At 60.2% G+C, this 21,432-nt stretch carries 15 protein-coding genes and 1 pseudogene; 8 read left to right on the forward strand and 8 right to left on the reverse strand.

Features of this window, described 5'->3' with window-relative positions; all coding sequences use genetic code 11:
- Positions 1–47: 47 nt before the first annotated feature.
- The 8 genes from ACOTWU_RS09650 to yegS all read left to right on the forward strand — a co-directional run bounded on the left by ACOTWU_RS09650 (position 48) and on the right by yegS (position 13,724).
- Positions 48–1,250, forward strand: a complete 1,203-nt coding sequence (locus ACOTWU_RS09650; protein ID WP_032103515.1) for an MdtA/MuxA family multidrug efflux RND transporter periplasmic adaptor subunit — start codon at positions 48–50, stop codon at positions 1,248–1,250.
- Positions 1,250–4,372 (forward strand): MdtB/MuxB family multidrug efflux RND transporter permease subunit, encoded by a 3,123-nt coding sequence (locus ACOTWU_RS09655; RefSeq protein WP_220719756.1) that lies wholly within the window; start codon positions 1,250–1,252, stop codon positions 4,370–4,372. Before ACOTWU_RS09650 ends, ACOTWU_RS09655 begins: the two co-directional genes overlap by 1 nt.
- Positions 4,373–7,450 carry a multidrug efflux RND transporter permease subunit MdtC gene (mdtC, locus tag ACOTWU_RS09660; RefSeq protein WP_126499091.1) on the forward strand — a complete coding sequence of 1,026 codons (3,078 nt, stop codon included), beginning with the start codon at positions 4,373–4,375 and terminating at the stop codon, positions 7,448–7,450.
- Complete coding sequence (locus ACOTWU_RS09665) at positions 7,451–8,866, forward strand: MFS transporter (RefSeq protein WP_126499090.1); 1,416 nt, start codon at positions 7,451–7,453, stop codon at positions 8,864–8,866.
- Positions 8,863–10,266 carry a two-component system sensor histidine kinase BaeS gene (gene baeS / locus ACOTWU_RS09670; RefSeq protein WP_015572365.1) on the forward strand — a complete coding sequence of 468 codons (1,404 nt, stop codon included), beginning with the start codon at positions 8,863–8,865 and terminating at the stop codon, positions 10,264–10,266. The genes ACOTWU_RS09665 and baeS overlap by 4 nt, the downstream gene beginning before the upstream one ends.
- Positions 10,263–10,985 (forward strand): two-component system response regulator BaeR, encoded by a 723-nt coding sequence (gene baeR, locus ACOTWU_RS09675; RefSeq protein WP_015572364.1) that lies wholly within the window; start codon positions 10,263–10,265, stop codon positions 10,983–10,985. The genes baeS and baeR overlap by 4 nt, the downstream gene beginning before the upstream one ends.
- Positions 10,986–11,214: 229 nt before the next feature.
- Positions 11,215–12,576, forward strand: a complete 1,362-nt coding sequence (gene yegQ / locus ACOTWU_RS09680; protein WP_126495772.1) for a tRNA 5-hydroxyuridine modification protein YegQ — start codon at positions 11,215–11,217, stop codon at positions 12,574–12,576.
- A 248-nt stretch (positions 12,577–12,824) separates the two neighbouring features.
- Positions 12,825–13,724 carry a lipid kinase YegS gene (gene yegS, locus ACOTWU_RS09685; protein ID WP_015572360.1) on the forward strand — a complete coding sequence of 300 codons (900 nt, stop codon included), beginning with the start codon at positions 12,825–12,827 and terminating at the stop codon, positions 13,722–13,724.
- Between the two features lie 69 nt (positions 13,725–13,793).
- On the opposite strand, the gene ACOTWU_RS09690 is transcribed toward yegS, so the two are convergent.
- From ACOTWU_RS09690 to ACOTWU_RS09725, 8 genes and pseudogenes are all read right to left on the reverse strand, one after another.
- The gene (locus ACOTWU_RS09690) at positions 13,794–14,567 is read right to left on the reverse strand and encodes an ABC transporter ATP-binding protein (RefSeq protein WP_032669504.1); all 774 of its coding nucleotides are present in this window, start codon (positions 14,565–14,567) and stop codon (positions 13,794–13,796) included.
- A 9-nt stretch (positions 14,568–14,576) separates the two neighbouring features.
- The gene (locus ACOTWU_RS09695; protein ID WP_252049262.1) at positions 14,577–15,437 is read right to left on the reverse strand and encodes an ATP-binding cassette domain-containing protein; all 861 of its coding nucleotides are present in this window, start codon (positions 15,435–15,437) and stop codon (positions 14,577–14,579) included.
- Positions 15,409–16,314: an ABC transporter permease gene (locus ACOTWU_RS09700; protein WP_015572358.1), complete on the reverse strand. Its 906-nt coding sequence runs from the start codon at positions 16,312–16,314 to the stop codon at positions 15,409–15,411. The genes ACOTWU_RS09695 and ACOTWU_RS09700 overlap by 29 nt, the downstream gene beginning before the upstream one ends.
- Complete coding sequence (locus tag ACOTWU_RS09705; protein ID WP_017693076.1) at positions 16,311–17,348, reverse strand: ABC transporter permease; 1,038 nt, start codon at positions 17,346–17,348, stop codon at positions 16,311–16,313. Before ACOTWU_RS09705 ends, ACOTWU_RS09700 begins: the two co-directional genes overlap by 4 nt.
- Positions 17,345–18,961, reverse strand: a complete 1,617-nt coding sequence (locus ACOTWU_RS09710; protein ID WP_220719757.1) for an ABC transporter substrate-binding protein — start codon at positions 18,959–18,961, stop codon at positions 17,345–17,347. Before ACOTWU_RS09710 ends, ACOTWU_RS09705 begins: the two co-directional genes overlap by 4 nt.
- A gap of 33 nt (positions 18,962–18,994) precedes the next feature.
- A complete protein-coding gene (locus ACOTWU_RS09715) occupies positions 18,995–20,149 on the reverse strand; it encodes a mandelate racemase family protein (RefSeq protein WP_058700788.1) in 1,155 nt (384 codons plus the stop codon).
- 297 nt (positions 20,150–20,446) lie between these two features.
- Complete coding sequence (locus ACOTWU_RS09720) at positions 20,447–21,112, reverse strand: HAD family hydrolase (RefSeq protein ID WP_126499088.1); 666 nt, start codon at positions 21,110–21,112, stop codon at positions 20,447–20,449.
- 44 nt (positions 21,113–21,156) lie between these two features.
- A pseudogene (locus ACOTWU_RS09725) lies at positions 21,157–21,432 on the reverse strand (cytochrome C biogenesis protein CcdA); the annotation flags it as partial.

Here is a 21,432-nt window from a genome sequence, read left to right on the forward strand (position 1 = left end):
AACTAGTATCATTCCCCGAAAGAGTTTCAGGATGAGAACGTATAACGATGAAAGGCAGTAACAAATCCCGCTGGGCAATCGCCGTTGGTCTGATTGTGGTGGTCCTGGCCGCCGCCTGGTACTGGCACAGCCAGTCCGCGAACTCCACGGCACCTGCTGGCGCTAATAGCCCCTCACAACGCTCAACGGGCGGTGGGCGCCACGCTATGCGCGGCGGTGCGCTGGCACCGGTGCAGGCGGCAACGGCGGTGAATAAAGCGGTGCCTCGTTATCTCTCCGGGCTGGGAACCATCACCGCCGCCAACACCGTGACGGTACGTAGCCGCGTGGACGGTCAGTTGATGGCCATCCATTTCCAGGAAGGTCAGCAGGTAAAAGCCGGCGATCTGCTGGCGGAAATCGATCCAAGCCAGTTTAAGGTTGCCCTGGCGCAGGCGCAGGGGCAGCTCGCGAAAGACAAAGCCACCCTCGCCAATGCCCGCCGCGATTTAGCCCGCTATCAGCAGCTGGTAAAAACCAACCTCGTGTCGCGCCAGGAGCTGGACACCCAGCAGTCTCTGGTCAGTGAATCTCAGGGCACCATCAAGGCCGACGAAGCCGCGGTCGCCAGCGCCCAGCTCCAGCTCGACTGGAGCCGGATCACCGCGCCGATTGACGGCCGCGTAGGCCTGAAACAGGTTGATATCGGCAACCAAATCTCCAGCGGCGATACCACGGGCATCGTGGTGATCACCCAGACGCACCCTATCGATCTCGTTTTTACCCTGCCGGAAAGCGACATTGCGACGGTGATACAGGCGCAGAAGGCCGGAAAAGCGCTGGTGGTTGAAGCCTGGGATCGCACCAACAAGCAGAAGCTGAGCGAAGGTTCGCTGTTGAGCCTGGATAACCAGATCGACACCACCACCGGCACCATTAAGCTAAAAGCACGCTTCAACAATCAGGACGATGCCCTGTTCCCGAATCAGTTCGTCAACGCGCGAATGCTGGTCGCGACCGAAGAAAACGCGGTGGTGATCCCGACGGCGGCCCTGCAAATGGGCAGTGAAGGCAATTTTGTCTGGGTGCTGAACAGCGAAAACAAGGTCAGCAAACACCTGGTGAAAACCGGCATCCAGGACAGCCAGACGGTGGTGATCAGCGCCGGGCTGTCCGCTGGCGACCGCGTCGTGACCGACGGTATTGACCGTCTGACCGAAGGGGCGCAGGTCGAGGTGGTGGAAGCGCAGAATACAGGAGCAAAAGCCTGATGCAGGTGATGCCGCCGAGCTCTACAGGTGGGCCATCACGCCTGTTTATCTTACGTCCGGTTGCGACGACCCTGCTGATGGTGGCGATCCTGCTGGCCGGGATCATTGGCTACCGTTTTCTGCCCGTGTCGGCGCTGCCGGAAGTGGACTACCCGACCATTCAGGTTGTCACCCTCTATCCGGGCGCCAGTCCGGATGTGGTGACGTCCGCCATCACCGCCCCGCTGGAGCGTCAGTTTGGCCAGATGTCTGGTCTGAAGCAAATGTCCTCCCAGAGCTCCGGTGGCGCTTCGGTCGTCACGCTTCAGTTCCAGCTCACGCTGTCGCTGGACGTCGCTGAGCAGGAGGTGCAGGCCGCGATTAACGCCGCCACAAACCTGCTGCCGTCTGACCTGCCGAATCCACCTGTTTACAGCAAGGTCAACCCGGCGGATCCGCCGATCATGACCCTTGCCGTCACCTCCTCCGCCATGCCGATGACCCAGGTGGAAGACATGGTTGAAACCCGCGTGGCGCAGAAGATTTCGCAGGTGACCGGCGTAGGGCTGGTGACGCTGGCGGGCGGTCAACGCCCCGCCGTGCGCGTCAAACTGAATGCCCAGGCCATTGCCGCGCTGGGGTTAACCAGCGAAACCATTCGCACCGCCATCAGCAGCGCCAACGTCAACTCAGCGAAGGGTTCGCTGGACGGCCCGACCCGCGCGGTCACGCTCTCCGCCAACGACCAGATGCAGTCCGCCGATGAGTACCGTCAGCTGATCATTGCCTACCAGAACGGCGCGCCGATCCGTTTGGGCGACGTGGCAACCGTTGAACAAGGCGCGGAAAACAGCTGGCTCGGGGCGTGGGCCAATAAGCAGCAGGCGATTGTCATGAACGTTCAGCGCCAGCCGGGCGCGAACATTATTGATACCGCCGACAGCATTCGCACCATGCTGCCGCAGCTGGTGGAAAGCCTGCCAAAATCGGTCAGCGTGAAAGTGCTCTCTGACCGCACCACGAATATTCGCGCGTCAGTGACCGACACCCAGTTCGAGCTGATGCTGGCGATTGCGCTGGTGGTGATGATCATCTACCTGTTCCTGCGCAACGTCCCGGCAACCATCATTCCCGCCGTCGCCGTGCCGCTCTCGCTGGTCGGAACGTTCGCGGTGATGGTGTTCCTCGACTTCTCGATTAACAACCTGACGCTGATGGCGCTCACCATCGCTACCGGGTTTGTGGTGGACGACGCCATCGTGGTAATCGAGAACATCTCGCGCTATATCGAAAAAGGTGAAAAGCCGTTAGCCGCCGCGCTGAAGGGCGCGGGGGAGATCGGCTTTACCATTATCTCGCTCACCTTCTCGCTGATTGCGGTGCTGATCCCGCTGCTGTTTATGGGCGATATCGTCGGGCGGCTGTTCCGCGAGTTTGCCGTGACGCTGGCGGTCGCCATTCTGATCTCTGCCGTGGTGTCGCTGACGCTGACGCCGATGATGTGCGCCCGCATGCTGAGCCACGAGTCCTTGCGCAAGCAAAACCGCTTCTCGCGCGCCTCCGAGCGGATGTTCGAGCGCATTATCGCCGCCTACGGCCGCGTGCTGGCGAAAGTGCTGAACCATCCGTGGGCAACGCTCGGCGTGGCGCTCGGCACCCTGGCGCTCAGCGTCATGCTGTGGATTTTCATTCCGAAAGGCTTCTTCCCGATTCAGGACAACGGCATTATTCAGGGCACGCTTCAGGCGCCGCAGACGGTCTCATTCGCCAACATGGCGCAGCGCCAGCAGCAGGTGTCTGAGATCATCATGAAAGATCCGGCGGTGGAAAGCCTGACTGCCTACGTGGGCGTGGACGGCACCAACCCGTCGCTCAACAGCGCGCGCCTGCAAATTAACCTTAAACCGCTCGATGACCGCGACGATCGCGTTAACGCGGTGATTGAACGCCTGCAAAGCGCGGTGGCGCGCGTGCCGGGCATTGAGCTGTATCTGCAACCGATCCAGGATTTAACCATTGATACGCAGGTGAGCCGCACGCAGTACCAGTTTACGCTCCAGGCCACCTCGCTTGAGGCACTGAGCACCTGGGTGCCGCAGCTGGTGGACAAGCTGAAAGCACTGCCGCAGGTTTCTGACGTCAGCAGCGACTGGCAGGATAAAGGGCTGGCGGCGTACGTGAACGTCAACCGCGACACCGCCAGCCGTCTGGGCATTACCATGTCCGACGTGGATAACGCCCTGTATAACGCCTTTGGCCAGCGCCTGATCTCCACCATCTATACCCAGGCCAACCAGTATCGCGTGGTGCTGGAACATAACACCGAAAACACGCCCGGGCTGGCCGCGCTGGACACGGTGCGCCTGACCAGCAAAGACGGCGGGATTGTGCCGCTCAGCGCCATTGCCAGCGTGGAAGAGCTCCACACCCCACTGTCGATTAACCATCTCGATCAGTTCCCGTCCACCACCATTTCCTTCAACGTGCCGGACGGGTATTCCCTGGGCGAAGCGGTGGAGGCCATTCTGGGCGCGGAGAAAGAACTCAGCTTCCCGTCCGATATTCAGACCCAGTTCCAGGGCAGTACGCTGGCGTTCCAGGCCGCGCTGGGCAGCACCGTCTGGCTGATTGTCGCGGCGGTGGTGGCGATGTATATCGTGCTTGGCGTGCTGTATGAAAGCTTTATCCATCCGATCACCATCCTCTCCACCCTGCCGACGGCGGGCGTGGGGGCGCTGCTGGCGCTGATGCTGGCGGGGAGCGAGCTGGACGTCATTGCGATCATCGGCATCATCCTGCTTATCGGCATTGTGAAGAAAAACGCCATCATGATGATCGACTTTGCGCTGGCCGCCGAGCGCGAGCAGGGTATGGCGCCGCGCGAGGCCATTTACCAGGCCTGTCTGCTGCGTTTTCGTCCGATCCTGATGACCACCCTCGCCGCCCTGCTGGGCGCGCTGCCGCTGATGCTGAGCACCGGCGTGGGGGCCGAACTGCGCCGTCCGCTGGGCATCGGGATGGTGGGCGGCCTGCTGGTGAGCCAGGTGCTGACGCTGTTTACCACGCCGGTTATCTACCTGCTGTTTGACCGTCTGGCCCTGTGGACGAAAAGCCGCTTCCCGAAACGTGAAGAGGAGGCGTAAGTGAAGTTTTTCGCCCTCTTCATTTACCGTCCGGTGGCGACGATTTTACTCTCCGTCGCTATTACCCTGTGCGGCGTGCTGGGCTTCCGGCTGCTGCCGGTGGCCCCGCTGCCGCAGGTCGATTTCCCGGTGATCATGGTCAGCGCCTCGCTGCCGGGTGCCTCGCCGGAGACCATGGCGTCATCAGTGGCGACGCCGCTTGAGGGCTCGCTTGGGCGAATTGCCGGGGTTAACGAGATGACCTCCAGCAGTTCGCTGGGCAGCACGCGCATCATTCTGGAATTTAACTTCGACCGGGACATCAACGGCGCGGCGCGTGACGTGCAGGCCGCGATAAACGCCGCCCAAAGCCTGCTGCCAAGCGGCATGCCGAGCCGTCCAACCTACCGCAAGGCTAACCCGTCCGACGCGCCGATCATGATCCTGACGCTCACGTCAGAGACCTACTCCCAGGGCGAGCTGTACGATTTTGCCTCCACCCAGCTGGCGCAAACCATCGCCCAGATTGACGGCGTGGGCGACGTGGACGTCGGCGGCAGCTCCCTGCCCGCCGTGCGCGTGGGGCTGAATCCGCAGGCGCTGTTTAACCAGGGCGTATCGCTGGACGACGTGCGTTCCGCCATCAGCAACGCCAACGTGCGTAAGCCGCAGGGCGCGATTGAGGACAACAGCCACCGCTGGCAGATCCAGACCAACGACGAGCTGAAAACCGCCGCCGAGTATCAGCCGTTGATTATTCACTACAACAACGGTGCGGCGGTGCGCCTGAGCGACGTCGCCAGCGTCACCGATTCGGTGCAGGACGTGCGTAACGCCGGGATGACTAACGCCAAACCGGCGATTTTGCTGATGATCCGCAAACTGCCGGAAGCCAACATCATCCAGACGGTGAACAGCATCCGCGCGCGCCTGCCGGAACTCCAGGAAACGATTCCGGCGGCCATCGACCTCCAGATTGCGCAGGACCGCTCCCCTACCATCCGCGCCTCGCTTGAGGAGGTAGAGCAAACGCTGATCATCTCCGTCGCGCTGGTGATCCTGGTGGTGTTCCTGTTCCTGCGCTCGGGGCGCGCCACGCTGATCCCGGCGGTGGCGGTTCCGGTATCGCTGATAGGCACCTTTGCCGCCATGTACCTGTGTGGGTTTAGTCTTAACAACCTGTCGCTGATGGCGCTGACGATTGCCACCGGGTTTGTAGTGGATGACGCCATCGTGGTGCTGGAGAATATCTCGCGCCATCTGGAAGCGGGCATGAAGCCGCTCCAGGCGGCGCTTCAGGGGACGCGCGAAGTGGGCTTCACGGTCCTGTCCATGAGCCTGTCGCTGGTGGCGGTGTTCCTGCCGCTGCTGCTGATGGGCGGCCTGCCGGGGCGACTGCTGCGCGAATTTGCCGTCACGCTTTCCGTCGCCATCGGTATCTCCCTGGTGATTTCGCTGACGCTGACGCCGATGATGTGCGGCTGGATGCTAAAGCGCAGCCAACCGCACTCGCAGCCGCGCAGGAAAGGCTTTGGCCGCGTCCTGATGGCAATGCAGTCCGGCTATGGCAAATCGCTGAAATGGGTGCTGAACCACACGCGTCTTGTCGGGCTGGTGCTGATCGGCACCATTGTGCTCAACGTCTGGATGTATATCACCATCCCGAAAACCTTCTTCCCGGAGCAGGATACCGGCGTGCTGATGGGCGGTATTCAGGCGGACCAGAGTATTTCGTTCCAGGCGATGCGGGGCAAACTGCAAGACTTTATGAAAATCATCCGGGAAGATCCGGCCGTGGATAACGTCACCGGCTTTACCGGCGGCTCACGCGTTAACAGCGGGATGATGTTTATTACCCTTAAGCCGCGCGGTGAACGTCACGAAACGGCGCAGCAGATCATTGACCGCCTGCGGCTGAAGCTTGCCAAAGAGCCGGGGGCAAATCTGTTTTTGATGGCCGTTCAGGATATCCGCGTCGGCGGACGACAGGCTAACGCCAGCTATCAGTACACCCTTCTCTCAGATGACTTAGCCGCCCTGCGCGAGTGGGAGCCTAAGATCCGTAAAGCGCTGGCCGCGCTGCCGCAGCTGGCGGACGTGAACTCCGACAGCCAGAATAACGGCGCGGAGATGGCGCTCACCTACGATCGCGAAACCATGTCCCGCCTGGGCATTAACGTTGAAGCGGCCAACAGCCTGCTTAACAACGCCTTCGGGCAGCGTGAAGTCTCCACCATCTATCAGCCGATGAACCAGTACAAGGTGGTGATGGAAGTTGATCCGCGCTACACCCAGGACATCAGCGCGCTGGACAAGATGTTTGTGATCAATAATGACGGCAAGGCGATCCCGCTGTCGTACTTCGCCAGCTGGCAGCCGTCGAACGCGCCGCTGTCGGTGAACCACCAGGGGCTTTCCGCCGCCTCGACCGTGTCGTTTAACCTGCCAACCGGCTCGTCGCTGTCTGAGGCCAGCGACGCCATCAACCGCGCCATGACCCAGCTCGGGGTGCCCTCCTCCGTGCGCGGCAGCTTTGCCGGTACGGCGCAGGTGTTCCAGGACACCATGAACTCGCAGGTCATTTTGATCCTGGCGGCTATTGCCACGGTTTATATCGTGCTGGGCGTGCTGTACGAAAGCTATGTGCACCCGTTGACCATTCTCTCCACGCTTCCCTCTGCGGGCGTGGGGGCGCTGCTGGCGCTGGAGCTGTTCGGTGCCCCGTTCAGCCTAATCGCGCTCATCGGGATCATGCTATTAATAGGTATTGTGAAGAAAAACGCGATTATGATGGTCGACTTTGCCCTGGACGCCCAGCGTAACGGCAACCTGACGCCGGACGAGGCGATATTCCAGGCCTGTCTGCTGCGTTTTCGCCCGATCATGATGACCACGCTGGCCGCGCTGTTCGGTGCGCTACCACTGGTTATATCCGGCGGTGACGGCTCTGAACTGCGCCAGCCGCTGGGGATCACGATTGTCGGCGGCCTGGTGATGAGCCAGCTGCTGACGCTCTACACCACGCCGGTAGTCTATCTGTTCTTTGACCGACTGCGGCTGCGTTTTTCGCGTAAAAAGAGAACCACGGTGACCGAGTAAATGACCGACCTACCCAGTAACGTTCGCTGGCAATTGTGGATCGTCGCGTTCGGCTTCTTTATGCAGTCGCTGGACACGACCATCGTGAACACCGCCCTCCCCTCGATGGCGAAAAGCCTGGGGGAGAGCCCGCTGCACATGCATATGGTGATTGTCGCCTACGTGCTGACGGTCGCCGTGATGCTGCCCGCCAGCGGCTGGCTGGCGGATAAAGTCGGTGTGAGAAACATCTTCTTCACCGCCATTGTGCTGTTTACCACCGGGTCGCTGTTTTGCGCCCAGGCCAATACCCTCGACCAGCTGGTGATGGCGCGCGTGCTACAGGGCGTCGGCGGCGCGATGATGGTGCCCGTCGGGCGGTTAACGGTGATGAAAATTGTTCCGCGCGCGCAGTATATGGCGGCGATGACCTTCGTCACCTTGCCCGGTCAGGTCGGCCCGCTGCTTGGCCCGGCGATGGGCGGTATTCTGGTGGAGTATGCCTCCTGGCACTGGATCTTCCTGATCAACCTGCCGGTCGGTATTATCGGCGCGATTGCCACTCTGACGCTGATGCCGAACTATAAAATGCAGACCCGGCGCTTTGATTTCGTTGGCTTTATCCTGCTGGCGGCTGGCATGGCGACGCTCACCCTGGCCCTCGACGGGCAAAAAGGGCTGGGGATCTCCTCCCTGTCGCTCGCCCTGCTGGTGGCGCTGGGGATCACCGCGATTCTCTGGTATCTGTGGCATGCCAGAGGCAACGCTAACGCGCTGTTCAGCCTGAATCTGTTCAGGAATCCCACCTACCGTCTTGGTCTCTTCGGCAGCTTTGCCGGACGCATCGGCAGCGGCATGTTGCCGTTTATGACGCCGGTATTTTTACAGATTGGGATGGGCTTCTCGCCGTTCCACGCCGGGCTGATGATGATCCCGATGGTGCTCGGCAGCATGGGGATGAAGCGTATTGTGGTGCAGGTGGTGAACCGCTTTGGCTATCGCCGGGTGCTGGTGGCCGCCACGATCGGGCTGGCGCTGGTCTGCCTGCTGTTTATGGCCGTGGCGCTGCTGGGCTGGTACTACATCCTGCCGCTGGTGCTGTTCTGCCAGGGGATCATCAACTCCATGCGCTTCTCGTCGATGAACACCCTGACGCTGAAAGATCTGCCGGACGAGCTGGCGAGCAGCGGTAACAGCCTGCTGTCGATGATCATGCAGCTCTCCATGAGCGTGGGGGTCACGGTCGCCGGATTGCTGCTCGGCATGTACGGGCAGCACCATCTCAGCGCCGACACCCCCGTCGCGCATCAGGTATTTTTATACACTTACCTCAGCATGGCGGTAATTATCGCCCTGCCCGCTTTTATCTTTGCCAGAGTACCGAATGACACGACCAAAAACGTCGTGATCCGACGCGGCAAAAGGAGTGCACCATGAAATTCTGGCGTCCGGGGATCACCGGTAAGCTTTTTGTGGCGATTTTCGCCACCTGTATCGTTCTGCTGATTACCATGCACTGGGCGGTGCGGGTCAGCTTTGAGCGCGGCTTTATTGACTACATTAAGCACGGTAACGAACAGCGACTACAGGGCTTAAGCGACGCGCTGGGCGAACAGTATAGCCTGCACGGTAACTGGCGTTTTCTGCGCAATAACGATCGCTTTGTGTTTCAAATCCTGCGATCGCTGGAGCACGATAATGACGACGACCGCCCGGGGCCGGGCATGCCGCCGCACGGCTGGCGCACCCAGTTCTGGGTGATTGATCAGGAGATGCGCGTGCTCGTTGGCCCACGCTCTCCGGTACCGCCGGACGGCACAAAGCGCGCCATTACCTCGAACGGCGCGACGGTGGGCTGGGTTATCGCCTCGCCGGTCGAGCGGCTGACGCGCAACACCGACATCAACTTTGACCGCCAGCAGCGTCAGACCAGCTGGCTGATTGTCGCGCTTTCTACCCTGCTTGCGGCGCTCGCCACCTTCCCGCTGGCGCGCGGCCTGCTGGCGCCGGTTAAGCGCCTGGTGGAAGGCACGCACAAGCTGGCGGCGGGTGATTTCTCGACCCGCGTGGACACCCGCAGCCAGGATGAACTGGGCAAGCTGGCGCAGGACTTCAACCAGCTCGCCAGCACGCTGGAAAAAAACCAGCAGATGCGCCGCGATTTTATGGCCGACATTTCGCACGAGCTGCGCACCCCGCTGGCGGTGCTGCGCGGCGAGCTGGAGGCGATTCAGGACGGCGTGCGACAGTTCACCCCCGAGTCCGTGGCCTCGCTTCAGGCGGAAGTCGGCACGCTGACCAAGCTGGTGGACGATCTGCATCAGCTTTCCATGTCCGACGAAGGCGCCCTGGCCTACCAGAAAGCCCCAGTCGACGTGATCAATATCCTTGAAGTCGTGACCGGCGCATTCCGCGAACGCTTCGCCAGCCGTGACCTGAAAATCAACCTCTCGCTGCCGGACAGCGCGGTGGTATTTGGCGACAGAGATCGCCTGATGCAGCTGTTCAATAATCTGCTGGAGAACAGCCTCCGCTACACCGACGGCGGCGGCGCGCTGCATATCTCCGGCAGGCAGGAAAACGGGCGCTTTGCCCTGACCTTTGCGGACTCCGCCCCTGGCGTGAAAGATGCGCAGCTGGAAAAACTGTTCGAGCGCTTCTATCGCACCGAAGGTTCACGCAACCGCGCCAGCGGCGGTTCCGGCCTTGGGCTGGCGATTTGCGTTAACATTGTGGAGGCCCACGGCGGCACCATCCGCGCCGCCCATTCGCCTTTTGGCGGGGTTAGCATTACAGTAGAGTTACCTCTGGAACGGGATTTATCGAGGGAAGCATGACCGAGTTACCGATTGACGACAACACACCGCGTATTTTGATCGTGGAAGACGAGCCTAAACTTGGACAACTGCTGATCGACTATTTGCGTGCCGCAAGTTACGCGCCAACGCTTATCAGCCACGGCGACCAGGTGCTGCCCTACGTGCGCCAGACGCCGCCGGATCTGATCCTGCTGGATCTGATGCTGCCGGGTACCGACGGCCTGACCCTGTGCCGGGAAATTCGTCGTTTCTCCGATGTGCCCATCGTGATGGTGACGGCCAAAATCGAAGAGATCGACCGTCTGCTGGGGCTCGAAATCGGCGCCGACGATTACATCTGCAAGCCTTACAGCCCGCGGGAGGTGGTCGCTCGGGTGAAAACCATCCTCCGCCGCTGTAAGCCGCAGCGTGAATTGCAGGTGCTGGATGCGCAAAGCCCGCTGATCGTCGACGAAAGCCGCTTCCAGGCGAGCTGGCGCAGCAAACTATTGGATCTTACCCCAGCGGAGTTCCGCCTGCTGAAAACGCTCTCCCACGAGCCGGGAAAAGTGTTTTCCCGCGAGCAGTTGCTCAACCATCTGTATGACGATTACCGCGTGGTGACCGACCGCACCATCGACAGCCACATCAAAAACCTGCGCCGCAAGCTGGAGGCACTGGACGCCGACCAGTCGTTTATTCGCGCGGTGTACGGCGTGGGTTATCGCTGGGAAGCGGATGCGTGCAGGATTGCCTGAATACCCCCCCCTCACCCCAGCCCTCTCCCTCAAGGGAGAGGGGGCCGTCTGTGCAGGCATTATTTTGTGGGGAACCCTCAGCCCCAAAGGGGAGAGGGTTAGGGTGAGGGGCAAAGCTTTACCTCTCTTCCCCGCAGCGCTACAATGCCCGCCCTTAAAGTGGGGGATCTCCCCTTACCGCTGCACCAGGTGCACGCGGATCTGACCTGTCATCAGAACGAGAACAAACATGTTTAAACCGGAACTCCTTTCCCCGGCGGGAACGCTGCAAAATATGCGTTACGCTTTCGCCTATGGTGCCGACGCCGTCTACGCGGGCCAGCCGCGCTACTCGCTGCGCGTGCGTAACAACGAATTCAACCACGAGAATCTTCAGCTCGGCATCAATGAAGCGCATGCCCTGGGCAAAAAATTCTACGTGGTGGTGAACATCGCGCCGCACAACGCCAAGCTGAAAACGTTCATTCGCGACCTGAAGCCGGTCGTGGAGATGAGGCCGGACGCGCTGATCATGTCGGACCCGGGTTTAATCATGCTGGTTCGGGAGAACTTCCCGGAGATGGACATTCACCTCTCGGTGCAGGCTAACGCCGTCAACTGGGCAACGGTGAAATTCTGGAAACAGATGGGGCTGACCCGCGTCATTCTGTCCCGCGAGCTGTCCCTCGAAGAGATCGAAGAGATCCGCACCCAGGTGCCGGATATGGAGATCGAAATCTTCGTTCACGGCGCGCTGTGCATGGCCTACTCCGGCCGCTGCCTGCTCTCTGGCTACATCAACAAGCGTGACCCGAACCAGGGCACCTGCACCAACGCCTGCCGCTGGGAATATAACGTTCAGGAAGGCAAAGAAGATGACATCGGCAATATCGTGCACAAACACGAGCCGATCCCGGTCACCAACGTTGAGCCAACGCTGGGTATCGGCGCGCCTACCGACAGCGTGTTTATGATCGAAGAAGCCAAACGTCCGGGCGAATACATGACCGCCTTCGAAGACGAGCATGGCACCTACATCATGAACTCCAAAGATCTGCGCGCCATCGCACACGTCGAGCGTTTAACCCAGATGGGCGTACACTCCCTGAAAATCGAAGGCCGCACCAAGTCTTACTACTACTGCGCCCGTACCGCACAGGTGTATCGCAAAGCCATCGACGATGCCGCCGCCGGCAAACCGTTCGACACCAGCCTGCTGGAAACGCTGGAAGGTCTGGCGCATCGCGGCTATACCGAAGGTTTCCTGCGCCGTCACACCCACGACGACTACCAGAACTACGAGCATGGCTACTCGATTTCCGAACGCCAGCAGTTTGTAGGCGACTTCACCGGCGAACGTAAAGGTCCGCTGGCCGCCGTCGCCGTAAAAAACAAATTCACTAAAGGCGACAGCCTGGAGCTGATGACGCCTCAGGGCAACATGAACTTCCGCCTGGAGCACCTGGAAAACAAAAAAGGTGAGGCGATAGAGGTCGCTCCTGGCGACGGCCATGTGGTCTGGCTGCCGGTTCCTGAAGAGGTAGAGCTGGAGTTTGCGCTGCTGATGCGTAATTTTGAAGGTGAAAATACCCGAAATCCACACGGCAAATAGTCAATCAACGGGATTTTTTCACGCTGGGATAATTCTTAGAATCGGATCACATACCGCTTCGTTCAATACGGGTATTATCCCCCCGCTGAAAAACATAACCCATAAATGCTAGCTGTACCAGGAACCACCTCCTTAGCCTGCGTAATCTCCCTTACGCGGGCTTATTTTTTGCCTTTCATCCTGTTCTTACCCGCTTTTTCCTTCTCTGGGATACACTCTTTCTATAGTTAAAAAAGGGAGCAACCCGGATGGCATCCTATCCAGACAGTTTATTAATTCTCAATGGCAAAAGTGCAGGCAACGATCTGTTGCGCCAGGCGATCACCGAATTGCGTGAAGATGGCGCGCGCATTCACGTGCGGGTGACCTTTGAAAAAGGCGATGCGGCACGCTATATCGACGAAGGCATCAGGTTAGGCGCTGAGACCATCATTTCAGGCGGCGGCGACGGAACAATCAACGAGATCGCTGGCGCGCTTATTGACCTCAACACAGCACATCGCCCGGTGATGGGCATTTTACCGCTCGGTACCGCCAATGATTTTGCCACCAGCGCCGGCATACCTGAGGATTTAGGCAAAGCGCTGCAACTGGCTATCCTCGGGAAAGCGACCGCCGTCGACATTGCGCAGGTGAATGAAAGAACCTGCTTTATCAACATGGCAACGGGCGGTTTCGGCACGCGGATCACCAGCGAAACGCCGGAGAAGCTGAAAGCCGCGCTGGGCGGCGTCTCGTACCTCATTCACGGCCTGATGCGCATGGACACCCTCAAGCCCGACAGCTGTGAAATCCACGGTGAGAACTTCCACTGGCAGGGCGACGCGCTGGTGATTGGTATCGGCAACGGACGTCAGGCAGGCGGCGGTCAGCAGCTTTGCCCGGAAGCCCTGATTAATGATGGTCAGCTACAGCTGCGCATTTTTACTGGCGACGGGCTGCTGCCCGCGCTGTTTACGACGCTGACGCAGCCAGAGGAGAGCCCCAATATCATCGCCGGGAAATCCGCGTGGTTTGAAGTGATCGCCCCACACGGCATGACCTTTAACCTTGATGGCGAACCGCTGAGCGGAGAGAAATTCCGCATCGAAGTTGTTCCGGGCGCGTTGCAGTGCCGATTACCGCCGGATTGTCAGCTCTTGCGCTGATGGTTTGCCGGGTGGCGGCTACGCCTTACCCGGCCTACAGGACCGATCGCGTAGTCGCCACCCGGCTACCTAATACACCGCCACCTCCCGCGCCATCTCGCGGGAATACTGCTGTGAGGCATTGACCAGCATCCGCGTATAGTCGGTTTTGGCCTGCCCGGCCACCAGTTCGTCCACCGTCAGGCTTTCAAGGATTTTGCCATACTGCATTACCGCCACCTTCTGACACAGATGGGCAATCACGCCCAGATCGTGGGTGACCATCAGGTAGGTCAGGTTCGACTCACGCTGAAGTTCCGCCAGCAGGTTGAGGATTTCCGCCTGAACCGAGACGTCCAGCGCCGAGGTAGGTTCATCCAGCAGCAGCACCTGCGGCTCCAGAATCAGCGCCCTGGCAATCGCCACGCGCTGGCGCTGCCCGCCGGAAAGCTGGTGCGGATAGCGATCGCGAAACGCCCGGCTAAGCCCAACTTTATCCAGCAGGGCGTGAACGCGCCGCTCCCGATTTTTTATGCGGTGAATGTGCAGCGGCTCTTCCAGAATATCGCCGATGGTGTGACGCGGATGCAAAGAGCCGTACGGATCCTGAAATACCATCTGCACCCGGCGGCAGCGTTCCTGGCTGATACGTTTTTCCAGCCGCTTGCCGTTAATCGCCAGCTCGCCCTCCCAGTGGGTAAACAGCCCGGCAAGGCATTTCAGCACCGTGGTTTTGCCCGAACCGGACTCCCCCACCAGGCCGTAAATCTCGCCGTCCCTCACGCTGATATTCACATCGTCCAGCACCTGATTACGCTTCTCGCCCTCGCCAAACGTCAGGTTAAGGTGTTGTATCTCGATCATCTCTGCTCCTTACTCGGTGAGCCAGCTGGCCTGACGCTGTAATACCGGCAGCGTCGGTCGGCGATGATTTATTTCCGGTAGCGCGCTGATGAGCCCCTGGGTGTAGGGATGCCTGGCGTTGTGCAGATCCTTCGCGGCAATCGACTCCACCACCCGTCCGGCGTACATCACCAGCACCCGGTCGCAGAAGCTGCGCACCAGGTTGATGTCGTGGCTGATAAAGATCAGCCCCAGACCGCGGGACTGCACCAGGTCGTCGAGCAGGCCCAGCACCTGCAAACGCACCGACACGTCCAGCGCCGAAGTCGGCTCGTCGGCAATGACCAGTTCCGGATCGGCGATCAGCATCATGGCGATCATGATGCGTTGCCCCTGCCCGCCGGAAATCTCGTGCGGACAGAGGTGATACACCCGCTCCGGCTGGCGAATGCGCACCACGTCGAGCATCTCCAGCACTCTGGCTTTGGCTTCCGCCTTGCGCCCCGGATGATGGGTCAGCCAGGCTTCGGCAATTTGGTCGCCCACGCACACCACCGGGTTAAGGGAGTATTTCGGGTCCTGCATGATCATCGAGATGCGCTTGCCGCGAATGCCGCGCATCTGCGCCTCGTTGACGGCCTGTAAATCGACATCGCCAAACTGCATCCGCGCGGCGCGGATCTGCGCTTTGGCCGGATGCAGGCGTAGCAGCGCCCGCCCGACGGTGGATTTACCGGAACCGGATTCACCGACAATCGCCAGCTTTTCGCGTCCGAGCTGGAAAGAGACGCCGCGCACCGCGTGGGTGACCGCGTCGCCGTTGATAAAATCGACGTGGAGATCGCGCACGTCGAGCATCGGGTTATTCGCTACGAGGATCGAGGATGTCACGCAGGCCATCTCCTAAGAAGTTGAACGCCAGACTGTTGATCAGGATCGCCAGCCCCGGAATAGTCACCACCCACCAGCACTCCATCATGTAGGTACGACCGCTGGAGATCATCGCTCCCCACTCCGGCTCCGGCGGCTGTGCGCCAAGGCCAAGAAAGCCCAGCCCGGCGGCGGTGAGAATGATCCCCGCCATGTTCATGGTGATGCGGATAATCACTGACGGCAGGCACAGCGGGACAATGTGACGCCACAGTACGCGCACCGGGGAAGCACCCTGAAGCCGCACGGCGGAGATAAAATCGGCCTGGCGCAGAGAGAGGGTTTCGGCGCGCGCCAGACGGGCAATCGGCGGCCAGGCGGTGAGCGTAATCGCAATCACCACGTGCTCCAGCCCCGGCCCGAGCGCCGCGACAAACGCCAGCGCCAGCACCAGGCTCGGGAAGGAGATAAAGATATCGGTGACGCGCATCAGCACCGCGTCCACCCTGCCGCCGAAGTAGCCTGCGGTGACGCCCAGCAGCAGCCCCAGCGGGCCAACGGTCACGGAGACCAGCAGCACGATGTAGAGCGTGATGCGCGCGCCGTACACCAGCCGGCTGAAGATGTCCCGGCCAAACTCGTCGGTGCCGAACCAGTGCAGTGCGTTCGGGGCGACCAGCGCGTTATTGAGGTCCTGCACCAGCGGGTTGTACGGCGCGATCAGCGGGGCAAACGCCGCCACAATCAGCAGCAGCAGGATAATCCCGCCGCCGATGGCGGTGAGCGGATTGCGCGCCATCTTGCCGACGAAGCCCGCGGCGCGGCCCAGCGTGCGTCTGATACGCTGGCGGCGTTCGGATGGCCCGGTCCCCAGCGGCGAATCCAGAGAAACGGTCATGATTTCGTCCTCGGGTCAAAGAGTTGATACAGCATGTCGGAGAGCAGGTTCAGCATCACGAAGATGACCCCCACCAGCAGCACGCAGCCCATGACCGCGTTCATATCCCCGAGCAGCAGGCTGCCGGTGAGATACGAACCGAAGCCCGGCCAGGAGAAGACGGTTTCAATCAGCACCGCCCCCTCCAGCAGCGAGCCGTAGGCCAGCGCCACTACCGTCAGGAGCTGTACGAGAATGTTGCGAAACGCGTGATTCCAGATCACCTGACGTTCAGTTAAGCCCTTCACCCGGGCAGTGATAATGAACTCCTGCGACAGCTGCGCCAGCATGAAGCTGCGGGTCATGCGGCTGATATAGGCCAGCGAGTGGAAGCCAAGCAGCGACGCGGGCAAAACCAGATGGTTAATGGCGTTCCAGAACACCGCGCCGTTCCCGGCCAGCAGCGCATCCACCGTCATCAGTCCGGTGCGGCGTGGGACTACCCCCTCCAGTCCGAGATCCAGACGTCCCGCGCCTCCCACCCAGCCAAGCCAGGCGTAGAACAGCAGCAGCCCCATCATCCCGACCCAGAAAATCGGCGTGGAATAACCCGCCAGACTGATGATGCGCACCACGTAGTCGGAAACGCTGTTGCGCCGCGCCGCCGCCAGTACGCCCAGCGGAATGCCCAGACCCGCACCTACGATAATCGCCATCGTCGCCAGCTCGAGCGTCGCCGGGAAGACGCGCAGAATATCGGCAGTCACCGGTTTACCCGTCAGCAGCGCGTTGCCCAGATCGCCGTGCAGCAGGTTATTGAGGTAAATACCGAACTGAGCCAGCAGCGACCGGTCGAATCCCAGCTGGTGATAGACCTGCTGATAGGTGCTGTGGTCGGCATCCGGTCCGACAATCGCCAGCACCGGATCGACGGGCATTACGCGGCCGATGAAAAAGGTCAGCAGCAGAAGGCCGAACAGCGTCACCACCACCTGCGTTAACCGCTTTGAGAAGCGCCGGGTCCGTGAGCCGGGCGCGAGAATTGCCACACTCATTTGTCACCTCCGGTTTTGTAGACCTCACGCAGGAAGGTGGTGGCCGACGGGTGCGACTGGAAGTTCTTCACCTCGTTACGCACCACCACCGAATCGACCATCTGTGACAGGGGGATCATCGCCGGGATCAGCGCGTCGTAGCGGACCTGGATCTGCTGGTAGTCGGCGATCTGTTTTTCCGGATCGCGCTCCAGCAGGGCCTTGTCGATCATTTCATTGAGCGGCTTGTCGTAGAAGCTGGTACGCCAGCCCTGGAAGTTGGTCAGACGGGCTTCATCGCTGTTGTCCGGGTTATAGACCAACGCCCGCAGGCTGGAGTGCGGATGGGGTTCGACGCCGCTACCGCCGCGCCCCACCATCATGTCGAACTTGCGCTCGCGCATTGCGCCGTAAATCTGGTTCCCGGTGCCGGTGATGATTTTGGCGTTGATGCCCGCCTGCATCAGCGTCGACTGCACGGCGATGGCGATATTGAGGAACGGCTGATCCGCCAGCACCCGCAGGGTGGTGTCAAACCCGTCCGGGTAGCCCGCCTCCGCCAGCAGCTTTCTGGCGCGCGGGATATCGAGCCTATAGCCCGGGTCCGGCAGCGTGGACGGCATACCCGCCTTGATCGGGCGCTGGTGCAGCACGCCGTAGCCCGGCATCAGCGCTTTATTGATGCCCTGATAGTCAATCAAGTAGCGCACCGCTTCGCGCACCTTCGGGTTAGCGAAATGGGCCTCTTTCATGCTCATCGCCACGTAGTAGACCGTGCCTTTCTGCACGGCTTCGACGGTGAGCTGCGGGTCTTTGCGCAGGGCGTTAATGTCCGCCACCGCCATGTTGTTGGCAACGTCGAGGTCGCCTTTCTCAATCATCAGGCGCAGGGTTTGTGACTCCTGGAAATGACGCAGCACCACCCGGCTCATTTTGGGTTCTTCCCGCCAGTATTGCGGGTTGCGCTGCATGCGCAGCACGTCCTTCGCCTGCCAGGTTTCCAGCATAAACGGGCCGGAACCCGCTTCGTTGGTGGTAAGCCAGCGGTTGCCCCAGTCGTTATTCACCGCGTGCTGCCGCACCGTTTTGCTGTCGAGCACGCCGAGGTTGCCGAGCGCGCCGAGGGAGTAGATCACCAGCTGCGGATCGTTAGGCTTAGGCAGAACAATTTGCACCGTGTAGGCATCGGGGGCGCTGATTTGGCTGTCGATGTTTTGCTTAGAAAATCCATACGACTTCCACACCGACGCCTGGGCAAGGTTGAGGTGCAGCAGACGGCGCATCGACCAGACCACATCCTCCGCCGTCAGCGGGTTGCCAGAGTGGAATTTAACGTCGTCACGCAGGTGAAAGGTCAGGGTTTTACGGTCCGGCGAAATATCCCAGGACGTCGCCAGCGCGGGCCTGACGTTGGTGAGCGCGTTCGGGTCCAGCTCCACCAGCGAGTCGTAGAGATTGACCACAATGCCGACCACTTCGTTACCGGTCATTGCCGCCGGATCGAGGGTCAGCAGGTTATTCATGTTCATGCCGATGATGAGCTGGTCGGGCGGCGTTTTCGCGTACGCCGCACCGCTCCCCATCATCAGCGAGAGCGCGAGCAAGCACGCCCCGGCTAAGGGAGATCGTTTCATGTATATATCGCCTGTAGGGTACGTTTTTATCTGTCAGTCGTGGCTGACGGTATTGGCTTCGATATATGCAAAATTAATGTCTTCGCCCAGTCCCGGGCGGGTCGGCAGACTGACCATGCCGTTTTCGTCCATCGGGTCCACCAGGCTGTTGAGGTACGCCGCCGGTTGGTCGTAGTCGAGGAACGGGTGCAGCAGGCCGCGCTCGTACCAGCGGCAGTTTTTGATGGCGCCAATCACCGCCAGGCTGGCCGCGCCGTTGCCGTGTATTTCGCAGTCCATGCCAAAAGATTCCGCCAGGTTCGCCACCTTCAGCGTTGGGGAAATGCCGCCCACGCCGTTCGACCCCGCGCGCAGGATGTCGCACGCCCCGGCTTTGATCCAGTCAGCACGGCTGTGGTGCTTTCCGCCCAGGCTTTCCGGCCCGATAACCGGAATCGAGAGGTTCTCCGCCAGCCACGCGTAGGAGGCCATGCTCTCCTCCTCCATCGGCTCTTCAAACCAGGCGAAGTCAAGCTTTTCCAGCGCTTTGCCGATGTACAGCGCCTCGGTACGGCTGTACCAGTGGTAGCCGTCAATCATCAGGTCAATGTCCGGGCCAACCGCTTCACGCACGGCGGCACAGGCTTTGACGTCCATCTTTGGATTGGGGGCGAAAGAGACCGGCGGCATCCAGGTGTGCAGCTTGATGGCCTTGTAACCGCGCGCCACCAGCTTTTCGGCAAAGCTGGCATACTCCTCCGGCGTGGATAATCCGCCCGGCAGATCGTCGCCGCACATGGTGCTGCCGTAGGCCGGCACCTTATCGCGATAGCCGCCAAGCAGTTTCCAGACCGGCAGGTTGAGCTTACGGCCAATCAGATCCCACAGCGCCTGTTCAACGAAGCCCAGCGCACGCTCGGTCAGCTGATGCGCGCTTCCCCGCTGCCAGTGCGCCAGATCCTGCCAGATGCGTTCCCGGTTGAATGCGTCCTGCCCCACCAGCACTTTGCGAAAGAAGGTATTGACCACAAAGGGGCGCACCACTTCCGGCGGCGCGAACGAATATCCGCGGGAGCCCTCTTCTGCCGTGAGGGTCAGCATCGCCATTTTGGCCATGCTCTCCGGCCCAGGATGCGAATGCCCCGCGGCGTCAGAGACCCGACGCGTCGGGTACTGAAAAACGGTGACGTTTACAGATTCAATTTTCATTATCGGTCCTTAAGTCCGGCGATAAGCCCAGAAGCAGAAAATGACAAAGGGGTTTTATGATTTTAAAAATGCGTTTCAGTATGTAATTTAAGCATAAAAAATCAGCACGTCCTCGGACAAAACGCGTTAAGGAGAGGCTATTTTTTGGGCATATGCACGGTCGGACGTGACAATTTTCACAAAAGCGCGGGGAAATGTGAGGTTGATCGGGAGACGTTATTTGAAGGTAAGCGCAGAAGCAGGAATATGCTGACCGGCAACAACCCGCGGAAACTTCTGCGCTTAAAAATCAGTCAACTAACCCGCTTCCGGGGCTGGAACGGCAAGCGTTTCCAGCAGCGCATGCATAGACGCATACCGGCCACTGGCATTGTTAAAGCTGGCATGATGGCACGCTGGCGAGACGATGATGGTTTTGAGCCCCGCACTAAGGGCGGCACGGTAGCCGCTCTGGCTGTCCTCAATCACTATGCACTGCGAGGCCGTCAGGCCTAATTTTCGCAGCGCCGAGAGATAGACGGCAGGGTGCGGTTTTCCGTAGCGTTCATCGTCGGCGCTGCAAATGACCTCAAAATAGTGACCCATCCTGAGTTTCTTAAGCACCGCATGCACGATTTCATGCGACGAAGAGGTGGCAAGTGCAATCCGGTAACCTGCCTCACGAAAATACGCCATCACGTCGTAGATGCCCTCTATCGCTTTGCCTTCCCGGCCAATCAGTTCGATGATACGCAGACGAATGGCCGCTTCAATCATTTCAGGATCGGCCTCAAGTTTACAGTATTCACACCAGGTCCGGGCAATCTCATCCAGCCGCTTGCCTTTCGTCAGTGACTCACACTCTTCGTCGCTGACCTCAGCACGCCAGCCTGCCAGAGCTGCTTTCTGCGCCTGACGCCACAGGCCTTCGGAGTCAATGATGACGCCATCCATGTCAAAAATTACCGCCTTAACATCCATCATACGTCTCCGTGAATGGCCCGACGCTGCCGTCAGGCCTGAATAAATTACGAAATTCCGACCGTTTCACCCTTACAGGTTTCCTGACGAACAAACCCAGGCTGTTCAACCCGAATAAACGGACACAGGATGAAGGCCACGACATACAGCGCCGTGTAGGCAATGACCACGCCGAGCGTGCTGAACCAGGGCAGCAGCACCACGGCAATCGCCGGCGCAAGGAAGTTTGACAGACCGGCTGACAGGTTATACACCGAAATCGCCGCCCCCTTGTGCCGCGGCTCCAGCGCCGGGAACACCGCCGCCATCGGTACGAAGGCCGC

Source organism: Enterobacter cloacae complex sp. GYL001 (genome assembly GCF_049237125.1).
Taxonomy (GTDB): domain Bacteria; phylum Pseudomonadota; class Gammaproteobacteria; order Enterobacterales; family Enterobacteriaceae; genus Enterobacter; species Enterobacter hormaechei_C.